The 22849-nt window shown below is 42.8% G+C and carries 23 protein-coding genes; 9 read left to right on the plus strand and 14 right to left on the minus strand.

The genetic code is table 11. The features are described from left to right. Nucleotide 1: 1 nt before the first annotated feature. The 8 genes from DJ568_RS02200 to DJ568_RS02235 all read right to left on the minus strand — a co-directional run bounded on the left by DJ568_RS02200 (nucleotide 2) and on the right by DJ568_RS02235 (nucleotide 8193). Nucleotides 2-658: a DedA family protein gene (locus DJ568_RS02200; protein WP_262510659.1), complete on the minus strand. Its 657-nt coding sequence runs from the start codon at nucleotides 656-658 to the stop codon at nucleotides 2-4. A gap of 38 nt (nucleotides 659-696) precedes the next feature. Further along, the gene (locus tag DJ568_RS02205) at nucleotides 697-1434 is read right to left on the minus strand and encodes a DUF4397 domain-containing protein (RefSeq protein ID WP_114003587.1); all 738 of its coding nucleotides are present in this window, start codon (nucleotides 1432-1434) and stop codon (nucleotides 697-699) included. Between the two features lie 10 nt (nucleotides 1435-1444). After that, entirely contained in the window at nucleotides 1445-2161 is a 717-nt protein-coding gene (locus tag DJ568_RS02210; protein ID WP_114003588.1) for a DUF4397 domain-containing protein, read from the minus strand. Nucleotides 2162-2266: 105 nt separating this feature from the next. Beyond that, nucleotides 2267-3391: a DNA polymerase III subunit beta gene (gene dnaN / locus DJ568_RS02215; RefSeq protein ID WP_114003589.1), complete on the minus strand. Its 1125-nt coding sequence runs from the start codon at nucleotides 3389-3391 to the stop codon at nucleotides 2267-2269. Between the two features lie 35 nt (nucleotides 3392-3426). Beyond that, the gene (gene gldG, locus DJ568_RS02220) at nucleotides 3427-5823 is read right to left on the minus strand and encodes a gliding motility-associated ABC transporter substrate-binding protein GldG (RefSeq protein ID WP_114003590.1); all 2397 of its coding nucleotides are present in this window, start codon (nucleotides 5821-5823) and stop codon (nucleotides 3427-3429) included. A 367-nt stretch (nucleotides 5824-6190) separates the two neighbouring features. Then, nucleotides 6191-6685 (minus strand): hypothetical protein, encoded by a 495-nt coding sequence (locus tag DJ568_RS02225; protein ID WP_114003591.1) that lies wholly within the window; start codon nucleotides 6683-6685, stop codon nucleotides 6191-6193. Between the two features lie 89 nt (nucleotides 6686-6774). Continuing rightward, nucleotides 6775-7266, minus strand: coding sequence for an outer membrane beta-barrel protein (locus DJ568_RS02230; RefSeq protein WP_114003592.1), 492 nt, complete (start codon nucleotides 7264-7266; stop codon nucleotides 6775-6777). A gap of 219 nt (nucleotides 7267-7485) precedes the next feature. Then, the gene (locus tag DJ568_RS02235) at nucleotides 7486-8193 is read right to left on the minus strand and encodes an ATP-binding cassette domain-containing protein (protein ID WP_114003593.1); all 708 of its coding nucleotides are present in this window, start codon (nucleotides 8191-8193) and stop codon (nucleotides 7486-7488) included. 172 nt (nucleotides 8194-8365) lie between these two features. Here DJ568_RS02235 and DJ568_RS02240 point away from each other — a divergent pair, with 172 nt between their 5' ends. Beyond that, nucleotides 8366-9847, plus strand: a complete 1482-nt coding sequence (locus DJ568_RS02240) for a glycine--tRNA ligase (protein WP_114003594.1) — start codon at nucleotides 8366-8368, stop codon at nucleotides 9845-9847. 111 nt (nucleotides 9848-9958) lie between these two features. Here DJ568_RS02240 and DJ568_RS02245 read toward each other — a convergent pair whose 3' ends face one another. From DJ568_RS02245 to DJ568_RS02260, 4 genes are all read right to left on the minus strand, one after another. Beyond that, entirely contained in the window at nucleotides 9959-11068 is a 1110-nt protein-coding gene (locus DJ568_RS02245) for a Gfo/Idh/MocA family protein (protein ID WP_114003595.1), read from the minus strand. Nucleotides 11069-11192: 124 nt separating this feature from the next. Beyond that, entirely contained in the window at nucleotides 11193-12242 is a 1050-nt protein-coding gene (locus DJ568_RS02250) for an agmatine deiminase family protein (RefSeq protein ID WP_114003596.1), read from the minus strand. A gap of 10 nt (nucleotides 12243-12252) precedes the next feature. Beyond that, nucleotides 12253-12606, minus strand: a complete 354-nt coding sequence (locus tag DJ568_RS02255; RefSeq protein WP_114003597.1) for a four helix bundle protein — start codon at nucleotides 12604-12606, stop codon at nucleotides 12253-12255. 41 nt (nucleotides 12607-12647) lie between these two features. Continuing rightward, complete coding sequence (locus tag DJ568_RS02260) at nucleotides 12648-13517, minus strand: carbon-nitrogen hydrolase (RefSeq protein ID WP_114003598.1); 870 nt, start codon at nucleotides 13515-13517, stop codon at nucleotides 12648-12650. A 131-nt stretch (nucleotides 13518-13648) separates the two neighbouring features. On the opposite strand from DJ568_RS02260, the gene DJ568_RS02265 reads away from it, so the two are divergent. Then, nucleotides 13649-14593, plus strand: coding sequence for a lysylphosphatidylglycerol synthase transmembrane domain-containing protein (locus DJ568_RS02265; RefSeq protein ID WP_114003599.1), 945 nt, complete (start codon nucleotides 13649-13651; stop codon nucleotides 14591-14593). Nucleotides 14594-14601: 8 nt separating this feature from the next. Further along, nucleotides 14602-15306, plus strand: a complete 705-nt coding sequence (locus DJ568_RS02270; protein ID WP_114003600.1) for an SDR family NAD(P)-dependent oxidoreductase — start codon at nucleotides 14602-14604, stop codon at nucleotides 15304-15306. Here DJ568_RS02270 and DJ568_RS02275 read toward each other — a convergent pair. Further along, nucleotides 15303-15641, minus strand: coding sequence for a single-stranded DNA-binding protein (locus tag DJ568_RS02275; RefSeq protein WP_114003601.1), 339 nt, complete (start codon nucleotides 15639-15641; stop codon nucleotides 15303-15305). The genes DJ568_RS02270 and DJ568_RS02275 overlap by 4 nt on opposite strands. A gap of 173 nt (nucleotides 15642-15814) precedes the next feature. Between DJ568_RS02275 and DJ568_RS02280 the strand changes: the two genes are divergently transcribed. Next, complete coding sequence (locus DJ568_RS02280; RefSeq protein WP_114003602.1) at nucleotides 15815-16195, plus strand: hypothetical protein; 381 nt, start codon at nucleotides 15815-15817, stop codon at nucleotides 16193-16195. On the opposite strand, the gene DJ568_RS02285 is transcribed toward DJ568_RS02280, so the two are convergent. Further along, on the minus strand, nucleotides 16196-17398 hold the full coding sequence (locus tag DJ568_RS02285; RefSeq protein WP_114003603.1) for a cation:proton antiporter domain-containing protein: 1203 nt from the start codon (nucleotides 17396-17398) through the stop codon (nucleotides 16196-16198). 170 nt (nucleotides 17399-17568) lie between these two features. On the opposite strand from DJ568_RS02285, the gene namA reads away from it, so the two are divergent. From namA to DJ568_RS02310, 5 genes are all read left to right on the plus strand, one after another. Further along, a complete protein-coding gene (gene namA, locus DJ568_RS02290) occupies nucleotides 17569-18639 on the plus strand; it encodes an NADPH dehydrogenase NamA (protein ID WP_114003604.1) in 1071 nt (356 codons plus the stop codon). Between the two features lie 94 nt (nucleotides 18640-18733). Then, complete coding sequence (locus tag DJ568_RS02295; protein ID WP_114003605.1) at nucleotides 18734-19153, plus strand: OsmC family peroxiredoxin; 420 nt, start codon at nucleotides 18734-18736, stop codon at nucleotides 19151-19153. A gap of 81 nt (nucleotides 19154-19234) precedes the next feature. Continuing rightward, entirely contained in the window at nucleotides 19235-19822 is a 588-nt protein-coding gene (locus DJ568_RS02300) for a DUF4230 domain-containing protein (protein ID WP_233496604.1), read from the plus strand. Between the two features lie 118 nt (nucleotides 19823-19940). Then, on the plus strand, nucleotides 19941-21320 hold the full coding sequence (locus tag DJ568_RS02305; RefSeq protein ID WP_233496605.1) for a M16 family metallopeptidase: 1380 nt from the start codon (nucleotides 19941-19943) through the stop codon (nucleotides 21318-21320). Nucleotides 21321-21338: 18 nt separating this feature from the next. Beyond that, nucleotides 21339-22673, plus strand: coding sequence for a M16 family metallopeptidase (locus DJ568_RS02310; protein WP_114003607.1), 1335 nt, complete (start codon nucleotides 21339-21341; stop codon nucleotides 22671-22673). The last annotated feature ends 176 nt before the right edge of the window (nucleotides 22674-22849 follow it).

Raw genomic sequence — 22849 nt, forward strand, 5'->3', positions numbered from 1 at the left:
GTCACATCTTAATTTCGTCAATCGGCTTTTTAGTTTTGCGGGCTTTTATAGCGGCCCATACCGGCGGGATGATAGAGAAAAGGATGATAGCTACAACCACCAGTGTAAAGTTCTTTTTAACGATAGGTATATTGCCAAAAAAGTAACCTAAAAACAAAAAACTTATTACCCAGGCTAAACCGCCTACGATATTATACCAACTGTAGCGGCCAAATTCCATTCTGCCAACCCCGGCTACAAAAGGCGCCACGGTACGGAATATGGGAAGGAAACGGCTAAATATTACAGCCTTGCCACCATGCTTATCAAAAAAAGCTTTGGTTTGCAGGTAATAATCAAGTTTTAGTATCTTGTTGTTCTCTTTAAAAACCTTAGGCCCAAGGTAACTACCCAGCATGTAATTAACAGTATTGCCTGCAAATGCAGCTATTATCAGCAGTAAGGCCAAAATATAGATATTTAAACCTGTTTGCTCACCTGCAATTAAAGCGCCAGCAGCAAACAGCAGCGAATCGCCGGGCAAAAATGGCGTTACTACAAATCCGGTCTCGGCAAATATGATCAGGAATAATATAAGATAAGTCCAGGCCTGGTAATCATGGGTTATTTGCGCCAGGTGCTTATCTATATGCAGTATAAAGTCAAGTATAACTTCCACGTAATTTTGTTTTGCGCAAAAATAGAAATAAAAAACGGCTAACGGTTAGTTAAAATCTTTGCGCCAAAAGCAGCCGTATCAATCCTTCCGGCCAAACCATAGGTGTAAATTGTATACAATTTACCGTCTTCAATGTTGGTTCGCGGCAATTCGGCCAATGTCTCGCTGGGTTTTGCACTTGGGCGTATCCGTAAATTGTAAAGGCCGGCACTCAATTCCACATAATCGCTTACCTTTTTATAAGTATGCTGGCTGAAGGCTACTGTATCATTGGCCGTTAGGTCAAGGCCACGTTCGGTACCGCCAACGGGTAGCGCAGCATTTACAAACCTGATTTTACCACGACCAACACGCGGTACGGTGCTGCTATCAACAGTAAAAATATAAGTAAGGGTGTTGTTTTCCCTTGAGCCTGTAATAAAAACCGAATACTTGGTACGCCGGCTTAGTTTAGTACTATCTATAACTAAAAGGTTGGTAACCGAAGCGATATTTGCCGACCGTATCTGAAAAGGGGTATCAATGGTATTTAAGCTGATGTATCCCGAAGAATTAGGATAACTCACCGGGGATGTTGTTTGCTTTAAAAAATCAACGTATAAATTGACTGGCAAAATATCATAACTAAGATTTAACACCTGGTACTCTATCTTCGCCTCTACGGGGTTTATATTGCCCTGCTTTCCGCATGACGTAAATAATAAAGGTAACCCTATTAACCCGAAAGTAAATAGCGATAGAGTAACCAGTAGCCTGCTATTATTATTTTTGCCCACTTTTTACTTTTTATTGTTGATGAATGAACACCCCATGTCCAAAAGCCCTGTCACCACTTTGATTTAATCTGCCTTTTGCAAATATGGTATATCCTTGCCTTGCCTGCAAACTAATCGTGTCGGTTAACAGTGCATTAGAGGTTCCGTTTCTAAAAATTTTTATTTCGATATTGCCTGTAACTGCGTTTGTAAAGGCTGACGCTGTTTTGAAAGCTACGTTATCTATGCGCGTGGTTACTATCGTGGTATCCTCCTCCTCTTCCTCTTCTTCCTCGTCAATTATATTTCGCACCATCAGGTCCAGATTGATTTCTTCAGGCGAGGCATTCACAAACCTTACTTTTGCAACAGTATCCACATCAAACACCAGTTTGTCATTCAATAAAAATACTTCTTCCGGGCTTAAGCCTGTTACAAAAAATGAGTAATTGTTCAATGTGTCTAATGTCATTGGCATATTTAAAGCCACATCAGGCGAACCCATTCTTTTTAACTGGTAATTTTGTTCCCCGGCAGTTACGGCTGTGTATCCCATTGCTCCGCCGGGATAAAGACTAGCTTCGCCATTTATACGGTTGCCATTCTGCAATATGTTAAATACATCTGCCGACGCATTGATAACCGCCATGCGTGTAGATGGCAAAACCGGGGGTGCTAAATCATCTTTATTACATGAAGTTAATCCCGCAAGTATAGCTGCTGCACAAATAACTACCCTGAATTTCATATGCTAATGTATAACGCTTATAATAAATTTTGTTATATCGGGCTATAAAAAAAGTCCGGCGCATTCATGTCCGGACTTTTCTTTCTATATCATTCGGGTTTACAATTAGGCGTAGCTATTAAGCATTACCGGCATTACCAGCATTAGCACGTCCTCGTTATCATCACCCCCCTGCGGCAGTAGTAAACCGGCACGGTTTGGTGTCGACATTTCAAGCACTACCTCGTCGCTGCTCAGGTTTTTTAGCATCTCAATAAGGAAACGGGCGTTAAAACCAATTTCAATATCATCCCCTTCATACTGGCAGCTTAAACGCTCATGTGCTTCGTTGGCAAAATCAATATCCTCTGATGAGATATTCAATTCGCTGCCCGTTATCTTTAAACGAACCTGGTGCGTGGTTTTATTTGCATAAATGGCAACACGGCTTAGCGAGCCCAAGAATGCCAAACGGTCAATATTTAATTTGTTAGGGTTATTTAAGGGTATAACCGCCTCATAGTCGGGGTAACGCTCGTCAATTAAACGGCAAACTAAATTAATGCTGCCAAATTTGAAAAATGCGCTGGTGTTATTGTACTCAACAGATACGTTAACATCATCAACCGGTAAAGCCGACTTTAACAGCGTTAGGGCCTTTTTAGGCAATATAAATGATGTTGTACCGGCTGCTTTGGCATCCTTACGGCGGTACCGTACCAGTTTATGTGCATCTGTAGCCACAAAGGTGATATGATCTGTTGACAGTTGGCAATAAACCCCTGTCATGGCCGGGCGAAGCTCATCATTGCTCACCGCGAATATGGTTTTATTAATGGCTTCGGCTAATACTGATGCGGGTAAGCTTACTGATGAAGCATTTTCAACAACAGGTATCTTCGGAAAATCTTCGCCATTTTCGCCGCTCAATTTATACTTACCGTCACCGGCACTTATTTCAATTGCAAAAGTGGTATCATCAACTGAAAATGCTACAGGCTGCTCAGGTAATGATTTCAAGGTGTCTAACAGTATACGCGATGGTATGGCAATGCGCCCGTTTTCCTTTGCTTCAACCGCCAGCGAAGTGGTCATGCTGGTTTGCAGGTCGGTAGCCGAAATGGTTAGGTTACCATCCTTTATTTCAAACAAAAAGTTCTCCAATATTGGCAGCACGGTACTGTTGCTCAAGGCACCGCTAACAGCCTGTAATTGTTTGAGCAATGTTGATGTAGAAACAATAAATCGCATATCTGTTTTTTATATTACAACCAAAAGTATAAAATTTAACGGGCATACCTCCGCCTTCGCAAATAATGTTGAAAAATAGCAAATATTAACACCAAAGTCAATGGCGCCACCACGTTAATAATCTGCCAGGTTGCTTTTTCAGTGCGTATCCGGGCGCGGTCCAGCAGGCGTAATTTAAGCTCTTTACCGCGCAGTTCAATCAGTCCGGAATCATCAGTCATATAATCGGCAATATTGAGCAATAGGTTTTTATTGGCAAAGTTTTGACGGGTATAATGGTCATATCCCAAAGGGTACGGCGAACCATCCGCTGCCACTTCATTTTTAAAAATGTCGCCATCACTAAACACTATTATTTTTGCACGCTCACTGCGCGGTAATACGGCGATAGGCTCATTAGCCCCTGCGGGCACCGGCCGGTTCCGGAAGCTCGAGAGAAACTCCCCTTCAAGCAGCACGCCTGTTGTTTTCGGTTGGTTACGGAATTCTTCGGGCAGCGGTTCCTGCTCAAGTGCCTGTAACGAGAGCATGTAGGGCGCATTTAATTTTTTATTTAAAGGCGACGAAGTAAGCAATACGGTTTTTTTTATGCCTTTAGTAGCCAAAGTATCAATAGTTGAAACAAACTGACCTTTAATGCCATCTATATTTTTCACTACGGGGTGCTGCGAAAGCGGTATAAATACGGGGTAAAACAACCATGGTGCCATTTGTATTTGTGCCTGCCCGCCTATGTTGCCGGCCGCCACGGGTATTTGCGAGCAACTCATGTCTGCCAGTAAATCATAATTCACCCGTATTCCGTAACGAAACAACTGGTCATCGAGATTTAGCTTTTTAGGGAACGCAAGTTGCTGTCCGCCCCGTCCGCGCAGGCTGTCAAGTTCGGCACTTACCTGGTCAATGGTCAGCAGTACACGCCCGCCCTGCATCAGGTACTGGTCCAGTTTGAATTTTTCAGCTTCAGTAAACGGCGCGTCGGGTTTAGGTATAACCAGTAAATTTATTTTTTTTAAACTGTCAAACGGTATAGTATTTATATCTACCCGGCCAATCAGGTAACCGTCAGACAGTGTCCTGAAGGCATCATTTAATTGTACATTGCTCAACTCGCGGTGCCCCTCCGTGAAACCTATACGTGGCTTACCCGTGCCGGTAGTCTTTTTTATGGCCGATGTAAAAGCGTATTCGAGATTTTGTATGGAATTATTCAATACTTCATCAGGCGCCAGGCCAATGCGTGTTTGCAGCAGCTTAACAGCTATCCCGCGGTTACCAGCCTGTACCATGGCCGAGGGAAATATAATTTTTTGCGATAATCCGTCGTCGGTTTTGACGCTAAGGTTGGTGGCATCAATACCCTTATCCTGAAGTTCCTGTATTTTGTTTTCCTGTTCCTCCGCTGCCAAACCTTCAAGCGGGTCAACAAACTCAAATTGCAGTTTACCGTGGCTATAGGATTGCAAGTCGCTTAGCATATCCTTTGTAGCTTGCTGCAGCCTCTTAAAGCCGGCGGGGAAATTATCGCCTTGCAGGTACACTGTAACTTTAACCCGCATCGCCAGGCTATCCAATACATTCCGACTCGATGGTGATATGGTATAGCGCTTCTCTTTGGTAAAATCAAAGCGGGTAAAGGCCATTTGCGCCGCGACGCCGGTAACAATCAGAACCGTTATACTAACTATCATGAAACTCCCCCACAAGTTTCTACCACGCTGTTTGAGCAATACAAAAAGAGTAAGCCATAAAAAAATGCCTGCCAGCACTATAAAATATGCCAGGTCGCGGGTATCAAGCACACCGCGGCTTACGGATTGATAATGCTCGGTGATGCCTAGATTATGCAGGCCCAGGCCTTGCAATAGAAGCACACGGCTTAAAGAATCAAAGCCCGCATAAAAAAAGAAGCAAATAAATACGGCTATGGTGAACGCAACAATTTGGTTTCTACTAACCGATGACGCGAACAACCCTATGGCCGCGAAGGCCGAACCAAGCAGTAATAATCCGATGTATGAACCTATTACACCGCCGGTATCAATGTTACCTGCCGGATTGCCTAAATTATAAACTGTGTAATAGTAAATAAGCGTAGGTATCAGCGCGAACGAAATAAGGATCAGGGCGGCCAAATATTTTCCTGCCACAATCTGCACATCGGTAAGGGGGCGGGTAAGCAACAGTTCAAACGTACCCTCCCGACGTTCTTCAGCCAGCGAGCGCATAGTAATGGCGGGTATCAGAAACATGAACAGGTAAGGCGCTATGCTAAACAAATTATCGAGCGCCGCATAACCATTGTCAAGTATGCCAGTATCCGGAAATACCCATAAAAACAAGCCGAGCATCAGCAAGAACGCGCCTATAGTGATATAAGCGGTAAGTGAATTAAGATAGGATGTAATTTCTTTTTTTAGAATATTGAGCACAATTATATCTTAAATATAAGCCGAAATTACAATTAACCCTTTATTTACAAAAAAGAAAAGCCTACACTGCAGGCTGGCGAATATTATAGAAACATCGAAACTTAAGAAAAGCCGCGCAAACCAATGCATAACGAAATTCAAATTTTGACCGTTTCAAAGTCCAAGGCGCTGCACTTTAATTTCTATGTAAAACTAATTGGTCTACAAGATATCTCTCTGCTTTTTAAGAGGTATAAAAGGCAATATATGATATAAATACATTATTGATAAAACTACCCATGTATATCCTTCGATAGCTCACAATATGTTTAGGTTTGGAATAAAGCAAGGGAGCAGGAATACTCCCTCACTATCATATTTAAAATACTTAAAAGGAAACTCCTAATCTGAAACCTAGCTGTTGAATAATACCCCCATTTTGCGACCATCCTTCATAGCGACTACCAAACTCTACCCGTTCGGACACTTTTACACCTAATCCGATTGCCTGAGCCAGAGAAGTTTTGCCACCCTTTTCTGTACTAAATGCGGCACCTAATTGAGCCTCACCAAATAACGTTGAGGTAAAAAAGTACTTACCACCTATTTTTATAGGTACTAAGCCTACAGATCCTCCTCCAGATGTATTTGTGGCACCATTTTTTAATAAAACACTTGAGTAACCACCCGAAAAAGTAACAAATACGTTTTCTATAACTGGCAAATCATACTTTATCGAGCCTCCAACTATAAAAGATGAGAAATCACTGGTTGGACTAATTGGCACTCCACCTTCAAAAGAAATAGTTGTTTTACCGCTTGATTGTGCAAATGCTGCAACAGAAAGGAAGCTTAATAGAGCTGTTAATAGATTTTTTTTCATAATGTATAAAGTTTAGTAGTAATTTGATTATATAAAAAAACAAGCCTGTATATTTATACAGGCTTGTTTTTGAGGGTGTTCAGTTATTTCTAGAAACTGTAAGCTAAACGCAATCCGATTTGGCTAAGGGTAGCACCGCTTTTAGTCCAAGCTTCGTAACGAACGCCAAGGTCAACGCCGCCACCAAATGAATAACCAACACCAGGAGCATAAGCAAATGCAGTACCGGCACCATCTGATAAGAATGCAGCGCCAGCTTGTGCCTCACCGTAAAAACCTTCACTAAAAAAATATTTCAGACCGGCTTTTACTGGGATAGCGCTGCTATTACCATATTTAAAACCACCTACAGTTTTTCCTTGGATGTTACTGTAACCGGCAGAAAGGGTAACAAATGTACTCTCAGCTACAGGCTGGTCATACTTTAATGAACCGCCAATTATAAACGAAGAAGTTGTTTTCAGGTCACCTACAGGTAAACCAGCTTCAACGCCGATGCTGAATTTTCCACCCTCTGACTGTGCAGATGCACTAAATGCTGCGCCTGTTAATACTACTAAGGCAAGTAAAAATTTTTTCATTGTTTTAATTGTTAAATGAATTTAAGTTGTTTTTTCGGCGGCAAAATTATAAATTATTTCAAATTAGCAAATGGCCATTTTTTTCCACATTTAACATCTGCTTAACTGATTTAGATTATATTTCAGCTTACCAAGCTATAGATGTGCCTGGTTTGAATTTGTTACAGCGTGTTAGTAACTTGTTAATAACGCACTGATAATCAATTGTAAAAAAATCAATCAACCGTTGGTAATCTTTGTAAAAATTTGCTCGAGTAACTGGTTGTTGTACTTTTGTCGCAATCCTTTAACGGTGTCATCGGCAGCTAAGTGGCCCCTATTGATTATGACAACGTTATTACAAACAGCCTCTACTTCCTGCATAATATGGGTAGATAAGATGACCGTTTTAGATTTACCCAAATCAGTTATTAACTGCCTGATACTGATGAGCTGATTGGGGTCAAGGCCCGAGGTGGGCTCGTCAAGTATAAGCACATCAGGGTTATGCAAAATAGCCTGTGCCAGTCCAACACGTTGTTTGTAGCCTTTTGATAGCTGGCTTATTTGCTTGTGTTGTTCTGGTCCAAGTCCCGTTTGTTCAATTACTTCCGCTATACGCTTTCCGGGTTGACGAATGCCATGAATTCCGGCAACAAAACCCAGCGACTCTTTCACATACATATCGGTATACAGCGGGTTGCTTTCGGGCAGGTAACCAATATGCTGGCGTACATCGAGAGACTGTGTCGCCACATCAAAGCCGCAAACTTTTGCGGTGCCTGAAGTTTGGGGGATAAAGCATGTCAATATTTTCATGGTGGTAGACTTCCCCGCGCCATTAGGCCCCAAAAAACCAAGAACGCCCGGCCCGGCGGTAAACGTTATATCGTTTACCGCCTTTTGCGTGCCGTAAATTTTTGTCAGGCCTGATACCTCAATGCTCATACTTTCAAAGGTAATATTTAGTCTTTAAGTCCGGAAATGTGGAATCACGAGAGAATAACATTGGCGTATACCCAATGCGATTTTCGATGCATAGGATGTATACTTCAGGGTTTCAGACTTTCGGACTAAAAACTTCCGGACTTACGGACTAAAATATATCTTTGCCCCTATTATGAGTAAAGCGACCGACGAACTTTTTAAGAACGTAATATCACATGCCAAGGAATACGGTTTCGTGTTTCAGTCGAGCGAAATATATGATGGCCTCAGCGCTGTTTACGACTACGGCCAAAATGGCTCGGAGTTAAAAAACAATCTTAAAACTTACTGGTGGAAAGCCATGGTGCAAATGCATGAGAATATTGTGGGCATTGATGCCGCTATATTTATGCATCCTACCACATGGAAAGCCAGCGGCCACGTTGACGGCTTCAGCGACCCGATGATAGATAATAAAGATTCGAAAAAACGCTACCGTGCCGACCAACTGCTTGAAGATAAAATTGCGAAATACGAAGCGGACGGAAAAACCGACAAGGCTGCGGCCCTGCAAGCAGCTATGGACGACGCGTTGAAAGCCGAGAACCTGCCGCGTCTTAAAGAACTGATAGTAGAACAGGAAATAGCCTGCCCTGTAAGCGGCACCCGTAACTGGACGGACGTACGACAGTTTAACCTGATGTTTAGCACCCAGATGGGTGCCGTAGCTGATGATGCCGATGTTGTTTACCTGCGCCCCGAAACAGCACAGGGCATTTTTGTTAATTACCTTAATGTGCAAAAGTCCGGCAGGATGAAAATACCTTTCGGTATAGCGCAAATCGGCAAAGCCTTCCGTAACGAAGTTATAGCCCGCCAGTTTATCATCCGCATGCGCGAGTTTGAGCAGATGGAAATGCAATTTTTTGTGCGCCCCGGCACGCAAAAAGAGTGGTTTAACCAGTGGAAAGAAGAACGCCTGAAATGGCACCTTGCATTAAGCATTGACCCGGCGAAGTACCGTTTTCACGAACATACCAAACTAGCTCACTATGCTGATGCCGCTTACGACATCGAATTTGAATTTCCGTTTGGCTTTAAAGAAGTAGAAGGTATACACAGCCGCACGGATTTTGACCTGAGCCAGCATCAGAAATTCTCGGGAAAGAAAATGCAATATTTTGACCCGGAAGTTAACCCCGAGACCAACCAGCCATATGGCAATTATATACCTTACGTAATTGAAACATCTATAGGTTTAGACAGGTTGTTTTTGCTGACGTTAGTAAGCGCATACGAAGAGGAAGACTTAAGTACAGCTGAAAAGCAAGATAGCCGCACTGTGCTCAGGCTGCATCCTTGCCTCGCCCCGGTAAAAGCAGCTATATTTCCGCTCACTAAAAAAGATGGACTCCCTGAAAAAGCCCGGGAGATTATGGATAAGCTGAAACTGGATTACAACATCCAATACGAGGAAAAGGATGCTATTGGCAAACGCTACCGTAGGCAGGATGCCATTGGCACCCCGTTTTGTATCACGGTGGACCACCAGACACTAGAGGATGACACAGTAACTATCCGTTACCGCGACACCATGTCGCAGGAACGTGTAGCAGCTGCCGACTTGGAGCGCATTATTGGCAATTTGGTTAGCTGGAAGAACCTGTTGAAGTAAACATTATCCCCGATATCCGCATTTTTGCGAAGAACGAAGCAATCTCTCATATACAAGGCCGGAATGCATAGGCCTGGGATTGCTTCGTTTCTCACCATTACGTTTTTTTATCTATACCTTTTCCCTTTTTCCTGAGGCTATACTCCTGTAAATAGCGTCTATAACTTTCATATCTTTCATGCCCTCTTCTCCGGGCACACGGGTTGGCCTCTTGAGCATTACACATTGCGCAAAGTCGTCCATTTGATGTACCTGGTGAAACACCTGCGGGAAATCCATCTTTCCATCAGGGGTATAGCCATGTATCGGCCCATAACCAAAAGCGGGTTCTAAACCAAACTCGCCTTTTTCAGCTGCGGCTTTCAGGTACCCCCAGCTTTTATTGTAGCTTGACCTGCCAGTGGTTTTTAACCCACCGGGAAATTCTAATTCCCAGTATACTGTTTCGTCCACTTCTTTAAAGAGATCGCTATTGGTCTTCTCTTCTCTTGCGGTAACGTATAACGGCTCCTGCCCTACTGTATACCTCGAAGCTTGTATAGAATATACGCCCATATCCATTAAACCGCCGCCCCCGGCCATATCTTTTTTTAGTCGCCAGGTTGGCGGGCCACCCCATACATAGCCGTTCCCTGTATCTAAGGATTTTATTTTACCATATACCTGCTTTTGGCCTATCCGCATAATCTCCTGATTATGGGGCTCAAAGTGCAAACGGTATCCAATTGATAGCATTTTGCCGGCAGCTGTACAAGCGGCAATCATTTCGGCACACTCGGCGGCGTTAAGCGCCATAGGCTTTTCGCATATTACATGCTTACCTGCTTTTGCTGCGCGTATGGTAAACTCCTTATGCATGGCAATAGGCAGCACCACGTATATAATATCAATAGCGGGGTTATCTTTTATTGAGTCAAAATTATCGTAGTTATAAATATTGCTTTTGGAAATATAGTACTTTTTCGACCATGTGTCAGCCTTGGCTGGTGTACCGGTAACTATCCCTGCCAAGTAACAGTGTTCTGTTTTTTGCAAGGCAGGTGCCAGCAGGCCGGTGCTATAACTACCAAGTCCTACTAAGGCTATGCCTAATTTTTTTTCCTGCGGAGTTGCCGCGCAAGCCGACAGGCTTTGAAAAGCCGGCATAAGCGCGAGCGTGCCTGCACTATAAGATAGTGTTTTGATAAATTTTCTGCGGTTAAAAGGGTCTGATGTTTTCATGAGCGCGGTTTTAGCTTATGAATAACATCCTAACCATGAAAATGTTAGCAGATGCCCTTCACCCCAGGTATATTTCAAAAGATAAGACTTAAAGGTAGATACTTTCTGACCCGCCTTGAGTATCCTAAACTGCAGGTTCCTGCTGGCTTAAGCAGTGAAAACTACCCAGTCCCCAAATAATATCCGTAGAGTCAATGCCCACCACCCTCCTGTCCGGAAAACATTGCTGCAAAATATCAACGGCTTTCTGGTCTTTTTCGCAACGGAAGGTGGGCACGGCAACCACCGCATTACCGATGTAAAAATTAGCATATGAAGCCGGCAGTCGCTGGTCTTCATAAATAACGGGGTCAGGCATCGGCAATTCAATTATGTTCAGTTGCTTATCGTTAAGCAGCCGCATAGTTTTCAGAGTGCTCAAATTTTCCTGCAGGATATGATAATTTTCGTCGCTCTTATTTTCTTCAATAACGGTTACCACCGTATCCTCATTAACAAAACGGGTAATGTCATCAATATGGCCGTCGGTATCATCGCCTATTATACCGTCGCCCAACCAAAGCACTTGCTCAACACCGTAAAAGTTTTGCAGGTAGCCTTCAATTTGCTGCTGGTTTAAATGCGGGTTTCGGTTTTTATTAAGTAAACAAGCAGTAGTGGTTAACACCGTGCCCTTACCATTAAAATCAACCGCTCCGCCTTCCATTACAATGCCGGGATGATAAACCGGCAAATTGTAGTACTCAGCAATGCGGGTAGGTATCACATCATCCAGATCGTACGGGGGATATTTGTCGCCCCAGGCGTTATACCCCCAGTCTATAATTACCTTCTGTTTTGTTTCTGGATTGATTAAAAACGCCGGGCCGTGATCGCGGCACCATGCGTCGTTAGTCGGGAACTCAAAAAATTCCACTTTGCTCAAATCAGTATCAATAAGACTCAATTGCTGCTGCGCAAATGATTCCATTTCTTTATTCACCACATTAATGCGCACTAACTCGCCCGCAGTAAGCTCCTTAATAAACTCGCAATAGCGGCGGTATATCATCTGAATCTTTCCCGGCCATGACGCTTCCTTATGAGGCCAGCTGAGCCAGGTAGCTTTATGCGGATGCCATTCGGCAGGGAAGTGGAAAGTTTTTAAGTCCATAGACGATGGTCGATAGTCCATAGTAGCAAGATTATAAAGTGTTTCGTAATGAAGTAATCATTTTTGTTAAGGCCTGATACTCGTTATAAAGCCTTTCAAAATCGATTTCGTTAATTATATTTCTCCTTTTTGCAATAAATAAGCACGATACTACCTCAATAGCAGAACGTAATGCATAGTTAAGAAATGTTCTAAAAACTGCGTTAGTTTGTCCGGTGCAACCTTCAGCAATATTAAGTACCACTGAATCAGCAGCTCGTTTAATTTGTGACGTTAGTATAAATAGTTCATCCTTAGGAAATGAATTCTTTGTTAATGAATTTATCTCATCGGTCAAATCCAATGCCTTTTGCCAAATCTGCAGGTTTTCAAACTTAAACGACATATTTTACCATGGTCTATCGACTATTGTCTATGGGCTACTGCCTACTCTTCATCAAGTAATCTCTTCGTTATCGGCTGATACGTTTCAATCCTTCTATCACGTAAAAACGGCCAGTGGCTGCGATAATAGTCAGATTGGTCGAGGTCTAATTCATGCACAGTAACTTCCTCCTCATCAGGCGTAGCCTGGTATAAGATTTTGCCAAAAGGATTTGAAACGAATGAGCCGCCCCAAAATTTCAGTCCGGCTTCTTCACCTACCCTGTTTACACTTACAACATGCACCCCGTTTGCTACTGCGTGCGACCGTTGTATAGTTTGCCATGCATTGTATTGATCGGTATTGGTGGCATCGTCTTGTGTTGAGGCCCAACCAATAGCCGTTGGATAAAACAATATTTCGGCACCCATTAATGATGTAATACGCGCAGCTTCGGGATACCATTGATCCCAGCAGATGAGCACACCTATTTTAGCAAATTTGGTTTTAAATACTTTATAACCAAGATCCCCGGGCGTAAAATAAAACTTCTCGTAAAATCCGGGATCATCCGGTATATGCATTTTGCGGTATTTACCCAGGTAGCTGCCGTCAGCGTCTAACACCGCAGTAGTATTGTGATAAACACCCTGTGCACGTTTTTCAAAAAGCGAAGCGATGATAACCACCCCTAACTCTGCCGCTACCGCCGACAAGGCATCCGTGGAAGGACCGGGTATTGTTTCAGCTAATTTGAAATTATCGTAATCCTCTACGTCGCAAAAGTACAATGAGGTAAATAATTCCTGCAAACAAACAATCTGCGCGCCTTTTTTGGCCGCTTCGCGTACCTTAACTATAGCCTTATCCAAGTTTTGCTGCTTATCAGCAACACAACTCATTTGCACTACGCCAACCTTTACTTTGCTCATTCCGTTAAAATTTGGTGCAAAAATACTACTTTAAAGTTAACCGGGATGTCAAAAACTATATTGCAAACGCATGCCACACTACGCAAAACTTAACATTTTAAAATATACTGAAATTATTAGCTTTGCATGCAATGACCAATTTAGAGGAAACCCCTAACCTTAAAAAAACAAGCAGGCAAAAAATTTGGGATGCGGCAAAGCTCGTACTAAAAATTACCGTAACAAGCGCATTGCTTTACTACGTTTTTAGCAAAGTTCCAATCAGCGATGTGAAAGACAGGCTTTTAAAAGCCAACTATTGGTGGATGACAGTAGCCTTGGTTTGCTTTTTTGCTTCAACTATGGTTTCCTCGTGGCGCCTGCTCAGTTTTTTCAGATCGATAGACCTGAATTTATCACGCCGATTTAACTTTCGTTTGTATCTGCTTGGGTTGTTTTACAACTTTTTACTGCCCGGTGGTATAGGAGGAGACGGCTATAAGATATGGCTGTTAAATAAACGTTACAAATTACCCGCGAAACAGGTTTTCTGGGCTATTTTGTTTGACAGGTTAAGTGGTTTATGGGCTATAGGATTTATAATTTGTGCATTGATCATCTTTATCCCGCAAATTGATGTGCACCTTGCTATCCCGGGAGCCATATTTATAGTGGGCTCCATTATATATTATTTTGTGGCATATAAATTTTTTAAGGAATATACCCGGTTTTTTTTCCAGGCACACGCTAAAGCGGTTTTAGTGCAAGGGATGCAGGTATTGACTATCATATTCGTGTTGTTTGGTCAAAATTTTGAGGGCAAGTTCGCGCCATATTTGCTGTCATTTTTAGCGTCGGCTTTAGCCGCGGTAGTTCCTATAACCATCGGCGGCGCCGGTGCGCGTGAAACTATTTTTACACAACTTTCAGGTGTATTCAATATGGATGTTGGGTTGGCGGTATTCCTGAGTATTTCATTTTACCTTATATCGCTACTGGTGGCTTTAACCGGCATTTATTATGTAATACGTACAAGCAGGTTAGAGGCCGGCCTGCCAGGTATTGAGGAAACAGACACGGAAAACACAGCAAAATAGAGTGAGATATGAACATCATCGTAACAGGCGCCAGCAGCGGAGTAGGTTTTGAAGCCGTTATTGAATTGTGCTTGTCCGGACAGCATAATATAATAGCGTTAGCACGCTCGCAGGATAAATTGGGCAGGCTTTTGGAAATTGCCAAAGGGATAAATCCTGATTGTACGTTATACGCCCTTGCTTTTGACCTGGTGAATGATGATTATAACGACCTACAGCAATTTATTGCTAACAATTTTGACAACCGGGTTGATATACTGATCAATAACGCCGGCATGCTTGTAAATAAGCCATTTATGGAGTTACAAGAACTTGACTTTATTGAGATGTTGCAAAGCAACTACATCGGCCATGTGCGCATCATTCAAAGCCTGGTTACGTTGATGCCCCCGGGTGCCCATATTTTAAACATAGGGAGCATGGGCGGTTTCCAGGGCAGTGTAAAGTTCCCCGGGTTAGCTGCCTATTCGGCCAGCAAAGCGGCCCTGCATACGTTAACCGAATGCCTGGCTTTTGAACTGGCCGAACAACAGGTAAAAGTTAATTGCCTTGCATTAGGCTCGGCGCAAACAGAAATGCTCGAAAAAGCATTCCCGGGTTACGAGTCGCCTGTGTTGGCATTTGAAATGGGCAAGTATATCGCCGACTTTGCGCTTACCGGTCATAAATTTTTTAACGGTAAAATATTGCCGGTGGCTGTAACGACACCTTAACTTTTACTGTTAAGCTTTAAAAATTCATTTACAACCACTTCGGTTACGTAGCGCTTTACCCCATCTTTATCATTATAGTTGCGCGTAGCAAGTTTGCCCGCAACAGATACTTCATCACCCTTACGCAAATATTGTTCAGCCAAACTAGCCTGTGCTCCCCACAAGGTAAGGTGATGCCATTGGGTTTCGGTTACCTTTTCGCCTTTTTCGTTTTTGTAACTCTCGTTAGTAGCTATTGACAAACGTACCAGTTTACGGTTGTTATCAAATACTCTTACTTCAGGGTCGGTGCCAAGGTTGCCTATCAGGCGTACGCAGTTTCTTAATGTTGCCATGTTGTTATTATATTGTTTTTAATATTATAGTTGAAGGTTGCTATAACCTCTGTCATTCAACAATGCAAAGGTTTTGCGACGGCAAAAATTTATTCGGGTGATAAACGCTTACAATCGACAATATCCGTTTGCAAACGTTTGCAAACGGATATTTAATTCACTATCTTTCACTTATGAATAATGAGAAAATTTGTCTCGACTGTGGAAATGTTATGCATGGCCGTGCCGACAAGAAGTTTTGCAATGATATATGCCGTAATAATTACAACAATCAGCTTAATAGCACCACCTACAACCTGGTGCGTAACATCAATAATATCCTGCGCCGTAACCGGCGGATTTTGGAGGAGCTGAATCCGTCAGGTAAAACAAAAACCACGCGGGAGAAAATGCTGGTAAAAGGATTTGATTTCGACTATTTAACAAGCATCTATCAAACCCAGGCGGGCGCGCGCTACATTTTTTGTTATGATTACGGGTACTTGCTCCTTGATAATGATGAGGTTTTACTGGTGAAGAATAAAAAAGAAACCGGTAAATATTCCGAGGGTTGATTAAACATCCTCAAATTCACGATCCTGCGGTGTGGCACCCCACTTAGTTCCGAGCAAGCCCAGGCTCATGATGATACTGGTAGCCAATACCACCACAAATAGTAGCCCTGTGCCAATCTCTTCCATTTTTAAATGGGGCGGCAAGTTATAATATAGCAATACGCTTATTAAGCCACGAGGCACGAGTACAAGTTCAGGCATCATATCAGTTTTTGACACTGTTTTAATATATACAAACCTGATAAAGTAAATCGCAGCCAGCAGCAATCCGCCAACAATCAGTAAATTACTGTCGCGCAGCTGGTCTACCGCCATGGTAAATCCAAATATTACAAAGAAAAATGTCCGCATGATAAAGGCACTTTCGGCCGAGAGCTGCAGCAGCTGTTTTAACTCATGCGGCAGGGCCGGATATAAAAAATTCCGCCTGAACCAGGGCAACGTAATACTGCCTGCGTTATTTAAAAATAACCCAAAAGCGAGCACTACAATCAGCGACGATAAATGATATTGCTGGCCTATAACATACACCAGGATAATGATGGATATAATAAGGAAAAATTTAACGTGATGAGTTATGTTTTTGATAAGGTAAAGCAGCAAAAGGCAGGCTGCCATGGCAAACACAATAATGGTAATCAACTCAATGCCTAACCTGGTAAAAGCTGTGAAGTTAAAATAGCTGTTGCTTACTGCAAAATTGAAAAATACAATAGTTAACACGTCTGAAAAAGACGATTCATAAATAATAAACTCCTTCTTGCGTTTAGGGAGCGCCGAAGCTGATGGTATAGCAATAGAAGAACTTATTACCCCGAAAGGTATAGCGTTCACCATGCAGCGGTGAATGGTTTGCCCGGTAGTATAGCAAAAAATAGCTGTGATAGCGGCAGTAGTCAGCAGCAGTATAACCAGCGCCGAAAGAAAAGATTTTTTAATTATCTTGTTTTTTTCAGGGGTATATTTAAGTTCCAGTGAGCCTTCAAAAACAATAAGAATCAAACCCAGGGTACCCAGGGCAGGCAATATTTTTGAAAAATCAATGGTAACCCAGTTAAAGTGCAATGTTAACTGTTTTAAACCGATGCCTAAAAACAGCAATAGCAGCACCGATGGCAACTTCGTTCTGCCGGCAATAAGGTCAAACAAGTACGAAAATATGACCAGTCCGCACAATATCATTAAGGTGGTATAGGTGGTCAAATGATTTCGATTTTAAGGTTCAACTTACACATTACAACAAAAGTATTATATCAACCGGCATTTCCTAGCCTTGTTTTGATTATCATTTTAACATCATAAGCTTGGCATTTGACAAACATGTGAATATTAGGCTGCAGACGATGCTCATATTTACAAAAAAATAAACAGCCATGAGTAATTTGTTTTCATCACTAAAAATAAAAAACATTGATTTTAAGAACCGCATAGCAGTATCGCCTATGTGCGAATACTCAAGTACCGATGGCTTTGCCAATAACTGGCACCTCGTACACCTTGGCAGCCGCGCTGTGGGCGGCGCCGCGCTGGTAATTACCGAGGCCACGGCTGTATCGCCGGAAGGCCGCATTACCTACGGCGACCTCGGCATTTGGAAAGACGAGCATATTGCAAAGCTGAAAGAGATAACCACTTTTATCCATGAGCAGGGTGCTATTGCCGGAATACAATTGGCGCATGCCGGCCGCAAAGCCAGCCATGACCTGCCGTGGAACGGTGGCGCGCAAATACCATCCGGTGCCGAAAACGGCTGGATATCGGTAGCGCCGAGTGCCGTACCTTTTATTGAAACAGGGGAAGCCCCTGCTGAGCTTGATAAAGCAGGCATTGAAAAAGTAAAAGCTGATTTTAAAGCTGCCGCTATACGTGCGCTTACTGCCGGATTTAAGGTGATTGAGATACATGGTGCGCATGGATACCTGCTGCACGAATTTTACTCACCACTTAGCAACCAGCGTAACGACGAATACGGCGGATTGTTTGAAAACCGCATAAGGCTGCTGGTTGAAGTGGTTGAAACCGTACAGGAAGTGTGGCCCGCAGATTTACCGCTATTTGTTCGCATATCTGCAACAGACTGGACTGAAGGAGGCTGGACGGTAGACGATTCAATAGAGCTGGCCAAAGTTTTACATGCAAAAGGCGTTGACCTGATCGACACCTCGACCGGCGGCAACGTGCCTGCGGCCAACATACCTGTAAAGGCAGGCTACCAGGTAGAATTTGCACATGCAATAAAACAGCATGCAGGAATACGTACAGGAGCTGTGGGATTAATTACAGAAGCTGCGCAAGCGGATGAGATTATTCGGTCGGGCGAAGCTGATATAGTAATAATAGCCCGTGAATTGCTGCGCGACCCGCATTTTCCGCTGCGTGCAGCACATGCGTTAGGTGCTGATATACAATGGCCGGTGCAATATGAGCGTGCAAAATGGCGTTGATCAGAGTGTTATTTATGAGAACAGCATTTTGCTATCAACTATCAATCATTAGCTAAAAGTTATAACTTTACAAACAAACACCAAAATTACACTTATGAAACGTACAGCAACAGCCCATTGGGCCGGAACCTTAAAAGAAGGCAAAGGTGAGCTAACCACCCAAAGTACCACTTTAAATAACACCCAATACTCGTTTAAAACGCGCTTTGCCGAAGGCGTAGGCACCAATCCCGAGGAATTGATTGCGGCAGCACATGCTGGTTGCTTTACCATGGCAGTAGGCGCAGCCCTAAGCCAGGAGGGCTTTACCCCCGGTGATTTAACTACCGAAGCCATATTAGACCTTGATATGAATGCCCTTAGCATAACAGGTATTCACCTGGAGTTAAAAGCTTCAGTTATACAAGGCGTATCAGAAGAAAAATTTAAAGAAGTTGCTGAAGGCGCGAAAACAAATTGCATAATATCGAAAGCCCTTAGCGTACCTTTTACACTAAATGTTACTTACGCGTAAACTTTAAAAGACAAGATAAACTAATAAGGCCCGCCGACGTTGTATCGGTGGGCCTCTTTGTTTACTAACATTTTTTTTATCATGACCAGCATTCGCAGCCGACTCTCTATCAGCCTTATTATCTCATTAGTAATTGTAGGGTTTTTAATATTTATATTCTTCTATGTAAAACGCCAGTTTAGCAAATCGCACACCGAAGTAAGCCAGGTTGTTATGGTAAAAAAAATAACCAGCATGGGCAAACTGGAGCTGGTTAAATATGCCATGAAAGATATAGTTGAAAAAAAAGAGGTACATACTATTTTGCCCGATGAACGGGTGTTATTCTTAGCGGTTGGTGAGGTTACAGCATGTATAGATTTGACGAAGGTAAAAGCAACTGATGTTAAACAGACAGCGGACAGTGTGATTGTGACCCTGCCCCAGCCCGAAATATGTTATGTAAAACTTGATCATCAGCAGTCAAAAGTGTATGACATCTCTGGCGCCTGGTTCCCAGGCAATGCAAAGGAAATGGTTGAAGAGGTTTATAAAATTGCCGAGCAAAAAATACTTGAGGCCAGCCGCGAAATGCACATCACTGACAAGGCAAAGGAAAATGCCGGGCTGATTTTTAAACCCTTACTTGAAACCATAGCCAACAAGAAGGTGGCCTTACAGTTTAAATAAAATGCACCACATCCCCCTTTAGGTGGGAAATCCTTCCTGATTTTGTAATTTATGGAATAGACACTACGTCTTTTTAATTTATAGCAATATATTTACTTCTAATTTAACTGAATATTTTATGACCTCTATGTTTATCAAGCATTTATCGCTAAGTGTTATAGGGCTGTTGTTTACCTTGACCACCGCCGCCCAACCAAAATTGCCCGAGGGTTATTTCTGGAAAAAACTACCTAACGGACTTGAAATAGTAGTTATTGAGAATAGCAAAGTACCGCTGGCTACTATTGAGATTGCCGTAAAAAATGGGGCTTATACGGAAGGCCCGGAGTACAGTGGCTTGTCGCACCTTTTTGAGCACATGTTTTTTAAAGCCAATAAGGATTACCCCGACCAGGAAAAGTTTATAAAACGTACCCAGGAGTTGGGTGCAATTTGGAATGGCACAACCAATGTTGAACGGGTTAATTACTATTTCACATTTGACAGGGACAGCTTAAAAGCAGGTTTAAACTTCATGAATTCGGCGATACGGTACCCTATCTACCGCGATGAAGATATGAAGAAGGAACGGCCTGTGGTTGACGGCGAATTTCAGCGCGCAGAGAGCGATCCGGGGTTTACTATATGGCATGAATCAGCTAAAAAACTCTGGGGAGACCTTGTAACCCGTAAAAACCCGATAGGCGACCACGAAGTGATCAATACAGCCACGCCGGCAAAAATGATGATCATAAAGGATAAGTACTATCATCCTAACAATAGTATACTTGTTATTTGCGGCGACGTGAAGCATGACGCAGCGTTCAAATTGGCCGAAAATATATTTGGTGATTGGAAATCAAGCGGTTTTGACCCTCATGAAAAATATCCGATACCGCCGTTTAAGCCGCTTACTAAAGACGAATTCTTTATTAAAGAATCAACTATAGCGCAAACTCCTTATATGATGTATAACTGGCAGGGCCCGTCATACGCTACCGATTCTGCAGGCACCATAGCAGCTGACGTCTTCTCAACCATAGTTGGTTTAAATTCATCTAAATTGCAGCAGGCGTTGGTTGATAAGGGCCTCGTTTCAGCTGTCGACGTAAGTTATTCAACATGCAGGTATGTAGGGCCAATTGAAGTATTTGTGGTACCTAACCCCAATAAGCTTAAAGAATGCCACGAGGAGCTGATGAAACAAATAAGCATGTGGGATAAGGATGACTATTATACCGATGAACAGTTAAAAGATGCCAAAGCCAAGCTGTACCGGAACAGCCTTCGCAGAAAAGAGAAACCCTCAAGCCTGGCCAGCCAGCTTACATATCAATGGTGCAGTACATCACTAAATTACGGCACCGACCTGGACGATAATTACCAGAAAGTTACCCGTGCTGACATAAAAAAATACGTTGATACTTATATTGCCGGCAAGCCCAAAGTTGCAGGTATAATTATTAAGCCGGAGTTAAGTAAACAAAATAACGTAGCCTCATTTTTTGTGGCTAAATAACCGTTAATACATTACAAAATGAAGAGATACTTTTTGATATTATTTGTTGCCCTGACAGGAATAAATACCAGCCCGGTAATGGCTCAGGAGCAGGCTTACGAAATGATGGTAAATGGCGTTAAAGTAATTGTACAGCCAACCAAAAACGATATTATAGAGATACAAACTATTATAAAAGGAGGCGTACAAAACTATCCTGCTACTAAAATCGGCATCGAAGCTATGGCTATGTCGGCATTAACTGAGTGCGGCACTTTACAACGCGACAAAAACAGTTTTAAAGACGCGCTTGACCGGGTAACCGCCCAGGTTTATGGCAGTACCAACAAAAATTATTCGGTTATCAGGCTCAATTGTCTTAAGCCCGACTTTGACCTGGTATGGCCGTTATATGTTGAAGCTATAACACAGCCTAAATTTGATCCCAAAGAATTTGCCCGTGTAAAGCAAGACGCTATTAACAAGTTAAGGGTTGAGCAATCGCAGCCGGATGAAGCGATTGATAAGTTTGCCGATAGCGTTGCCTTTGCCGGTCGCGATTATGCCAAAGACCCCGCCGGCAGCGTGCCTGTGCTGTCAAAACTAACGCCCGAAGAAACCAGGACCTACTATAACAGCATATTAACTAAATCGAGGTTATTAGTTGTGGTAGTGGCCAATTTAGATAAGGCAACTATTGAATCGAAAGTAGGTGCCATGTTAAGTGGTATCAAACCGGGAAGTCCGTTTACATTCAGAAAAGAATCCTTCAGGGTATATAAAAACAGCTTCAGTTCGCAGAAGAAAGACCTCGCTACCAATTATGTAGAAGGGATAACGGGCGGTCCGCAACCCGGCACTAAAGATTTTGACGCCTTTAGCGTGGCTATGCGTATATTTGGCGATAGGCACTTTGTGGATGTACGCACCAAAAATGCCCTTTCATACGCGCCGCAATCATGGTTTAGCGGAGGTGCAACTGCCGTGGCACGGGTATCTGTTTCAACCACCGAGCCCAATAAATATATAGCTGTTTTTGATAAACTGGTTGACTCGATTAAAACCAAAGGGTTTAGCGCGGATGAAGTGGCTAATAAGAAAATAGAATACCTTACCGGCTTTTACTATAAAAATGAAACCAATGCGGCCCAGGCTTCATCAATTGCAGCAAATGAAGTGCTGCATAACAATTGGAAACGGTCGTTAACCATGGTTGACGATGTTAAAAAGCTTACGCTTGACCAGGTTAACAACGCTTTCCGTACATACATAGGCAATACGGTATGGGTTTACCAGGGTGATACCAAGAAAGTTAACCCTGTATTGTTTATCAATGGTACATTGAAAAAAGGGGAAAATCCGGTCAACCATTAATTTTAGTGAAGGGCGGCCTTTAGGTTAGTTTACCGGCCTTATAAAAAATTGCCTCTGCTACAGCGGGGGCTTTTTTTATGGGCGCTTAATTACCTTGGCAACTTTCACCGCCAAAAACACCGTGCTTACCGACTTCTTACTCCCTGCCGCCCATTTTATGTTGGCATAGTACAAAT

The organism is Mucilaginibacter hurinus (genome assembly GCF_003324525.1).
Classification (GTDB): Bacteria; Bacteroidota; Bacteroidia; order Sphingobacteriales; family Sphingobacteriaceae; genus Mucilaginibacter; species Mucilaginibacter hurinus.

What these genes read in the sequence shown, in the direction of transcription:
- DJ568_RS02210 (WP_114003588.1), bottom strand. Translation starts at nt 2,161, where the DNA reads ATGAAATTCAGGGTAGTTATTTGTGCAGCAGCTATACTTGCGGGATTA.
- dnaN (WP_114003589.1), bottom strand. Translation starts at nt 3,391, where the DNA reads ATGCGATTTATTGTTTCTACATCAACATTGCTCAAACAATTACAGGCT.
- DJ568_RS02225 (WP_114003591.1), bottom strand. Translation starts at nt 6,685, where the DNA reads ATGAAAAAAAATCTATTAACAGCTCTATTAAGCTTCCTTTCTGTTGCA.
- DJ568_RS02230 (WP_114003592.1), bottom strand. Translation starts at nt 7,266, where the DNA reads ATGAAAAAATTTTTACTTGCCTTAGTAGTATTAACAGGCGCAGCATTT.
- DJ568_RS02235 (WP_114003593.1), bottom strand. Translation starts at nt 8,193, where the DNA reads ATGAGCATTGAGGTATCAGGCCTGACAAAAATTTACGGCACGCAAAAG.
- DJ568_RS02240 (WP_114003594.1), top strand. Translation starts at nt 8,366, where the DNA reads ATGAGTAAAGCGACCGACGAACTTTTTAAGAACGTAATATCACATGCC.
- DJ568_RS02245 (WP_114003595.1), bottom strand. Translation starts at nt 11,068, where the DNA reads ATGAAAACATCAGACCCTTTTAACCGCAGAAAATTTATCAAAACACTA.
- DJ568_RS02250 (WP_114003596.1), bottom strand. Translation starts at nt 12,242, where the DNA reads ATGGACTATCGACCATCGTCTATGGACTTAAAAACTTTCCACTTCCCT.
- DJ568_RS02255 (WP_114003597.1), bottom strand. Translation starts at nt 12,606, where the DNA reads ATGTCGTTTAAGTTTGAAAACCTGCAGATTTGGCAAAAGGCATTGGAT.
- DJ568_RS02260 (WP_114003598.1), bottom strand. Translation starts at nt 13,517, where the DNA reads ATGAGCAAAGTAAAGGTTGGCGTAGTGCAAATGAGTTGTGTTGCTGAT.
- DJ568_RS02265 (WP_114003599.1), top strand. Translation starts at nt 13,649, where the DNA reads ATGACCAATTTAGAGGAAACCCCTAACCTTAAAAAAACAAGCAGGCAA.
- DJ568_RS02270 (WP_114003600.1), top strand. Translation starts at nt 14,602, where the DNA reads ATGAACATCATCGTAACAGGCGCCAGCAGCGGAGTAGGTTTTGAAGCC.
- DJ568_RS02275 (WP_114003601.1), bottom strand. Translation starts at nt 15,641, where the DNA reads ATGGCAACATTAAGAAACTGCGTACGCCTGATAGGCAACCTTGGCACC.
- DJ568_RS02280 (WP_114003602.1), top strand. Translation starts at nt 15,815, where the DNA reads ATGAATAATGAGAAAATTTGTCTCGACTGTGGAAATGTTATGCATGGC.
- namA (WP_114003604.1), top strand. Translation starts at nt 17,569, where the DNA reads ATGAGTAATTTGTTTTCATCACTAAAAATAAAAAACATTGATTTTAAG.
- DJ568_RS02295 (WP_114003605.1), top strand. Translation starts at nt 18,734, where the DNA reads ATGAAACGTACAGCAACAGCCCATTGGGCCGGAACCTTAAAAGAAGGC.
- DJ568_RS02300 (WP_233496604.1), top strand. Translation starts at nt 19,235, where the DNA reads ATGACCAGCATTCGCAGCCGACTCTCTATCAGCCTTATTATCTCATTA.
- DJ568_RS02305 (WP_233496605.1), top strand. Translation starts at nt 19,941, where the DNA reads ATGACCTCTATGTTTATCAAGCATTTATCGCTAAGTGTTATAGGGCTG.
- DJ568_RS02310 (WP_114003607.1), top strand. Translation starts at nt 21,339, where the DNA reads ATGAAGAGATACTTTTTGATATTATTTGTTGCCCTGACAGGAATAAAT.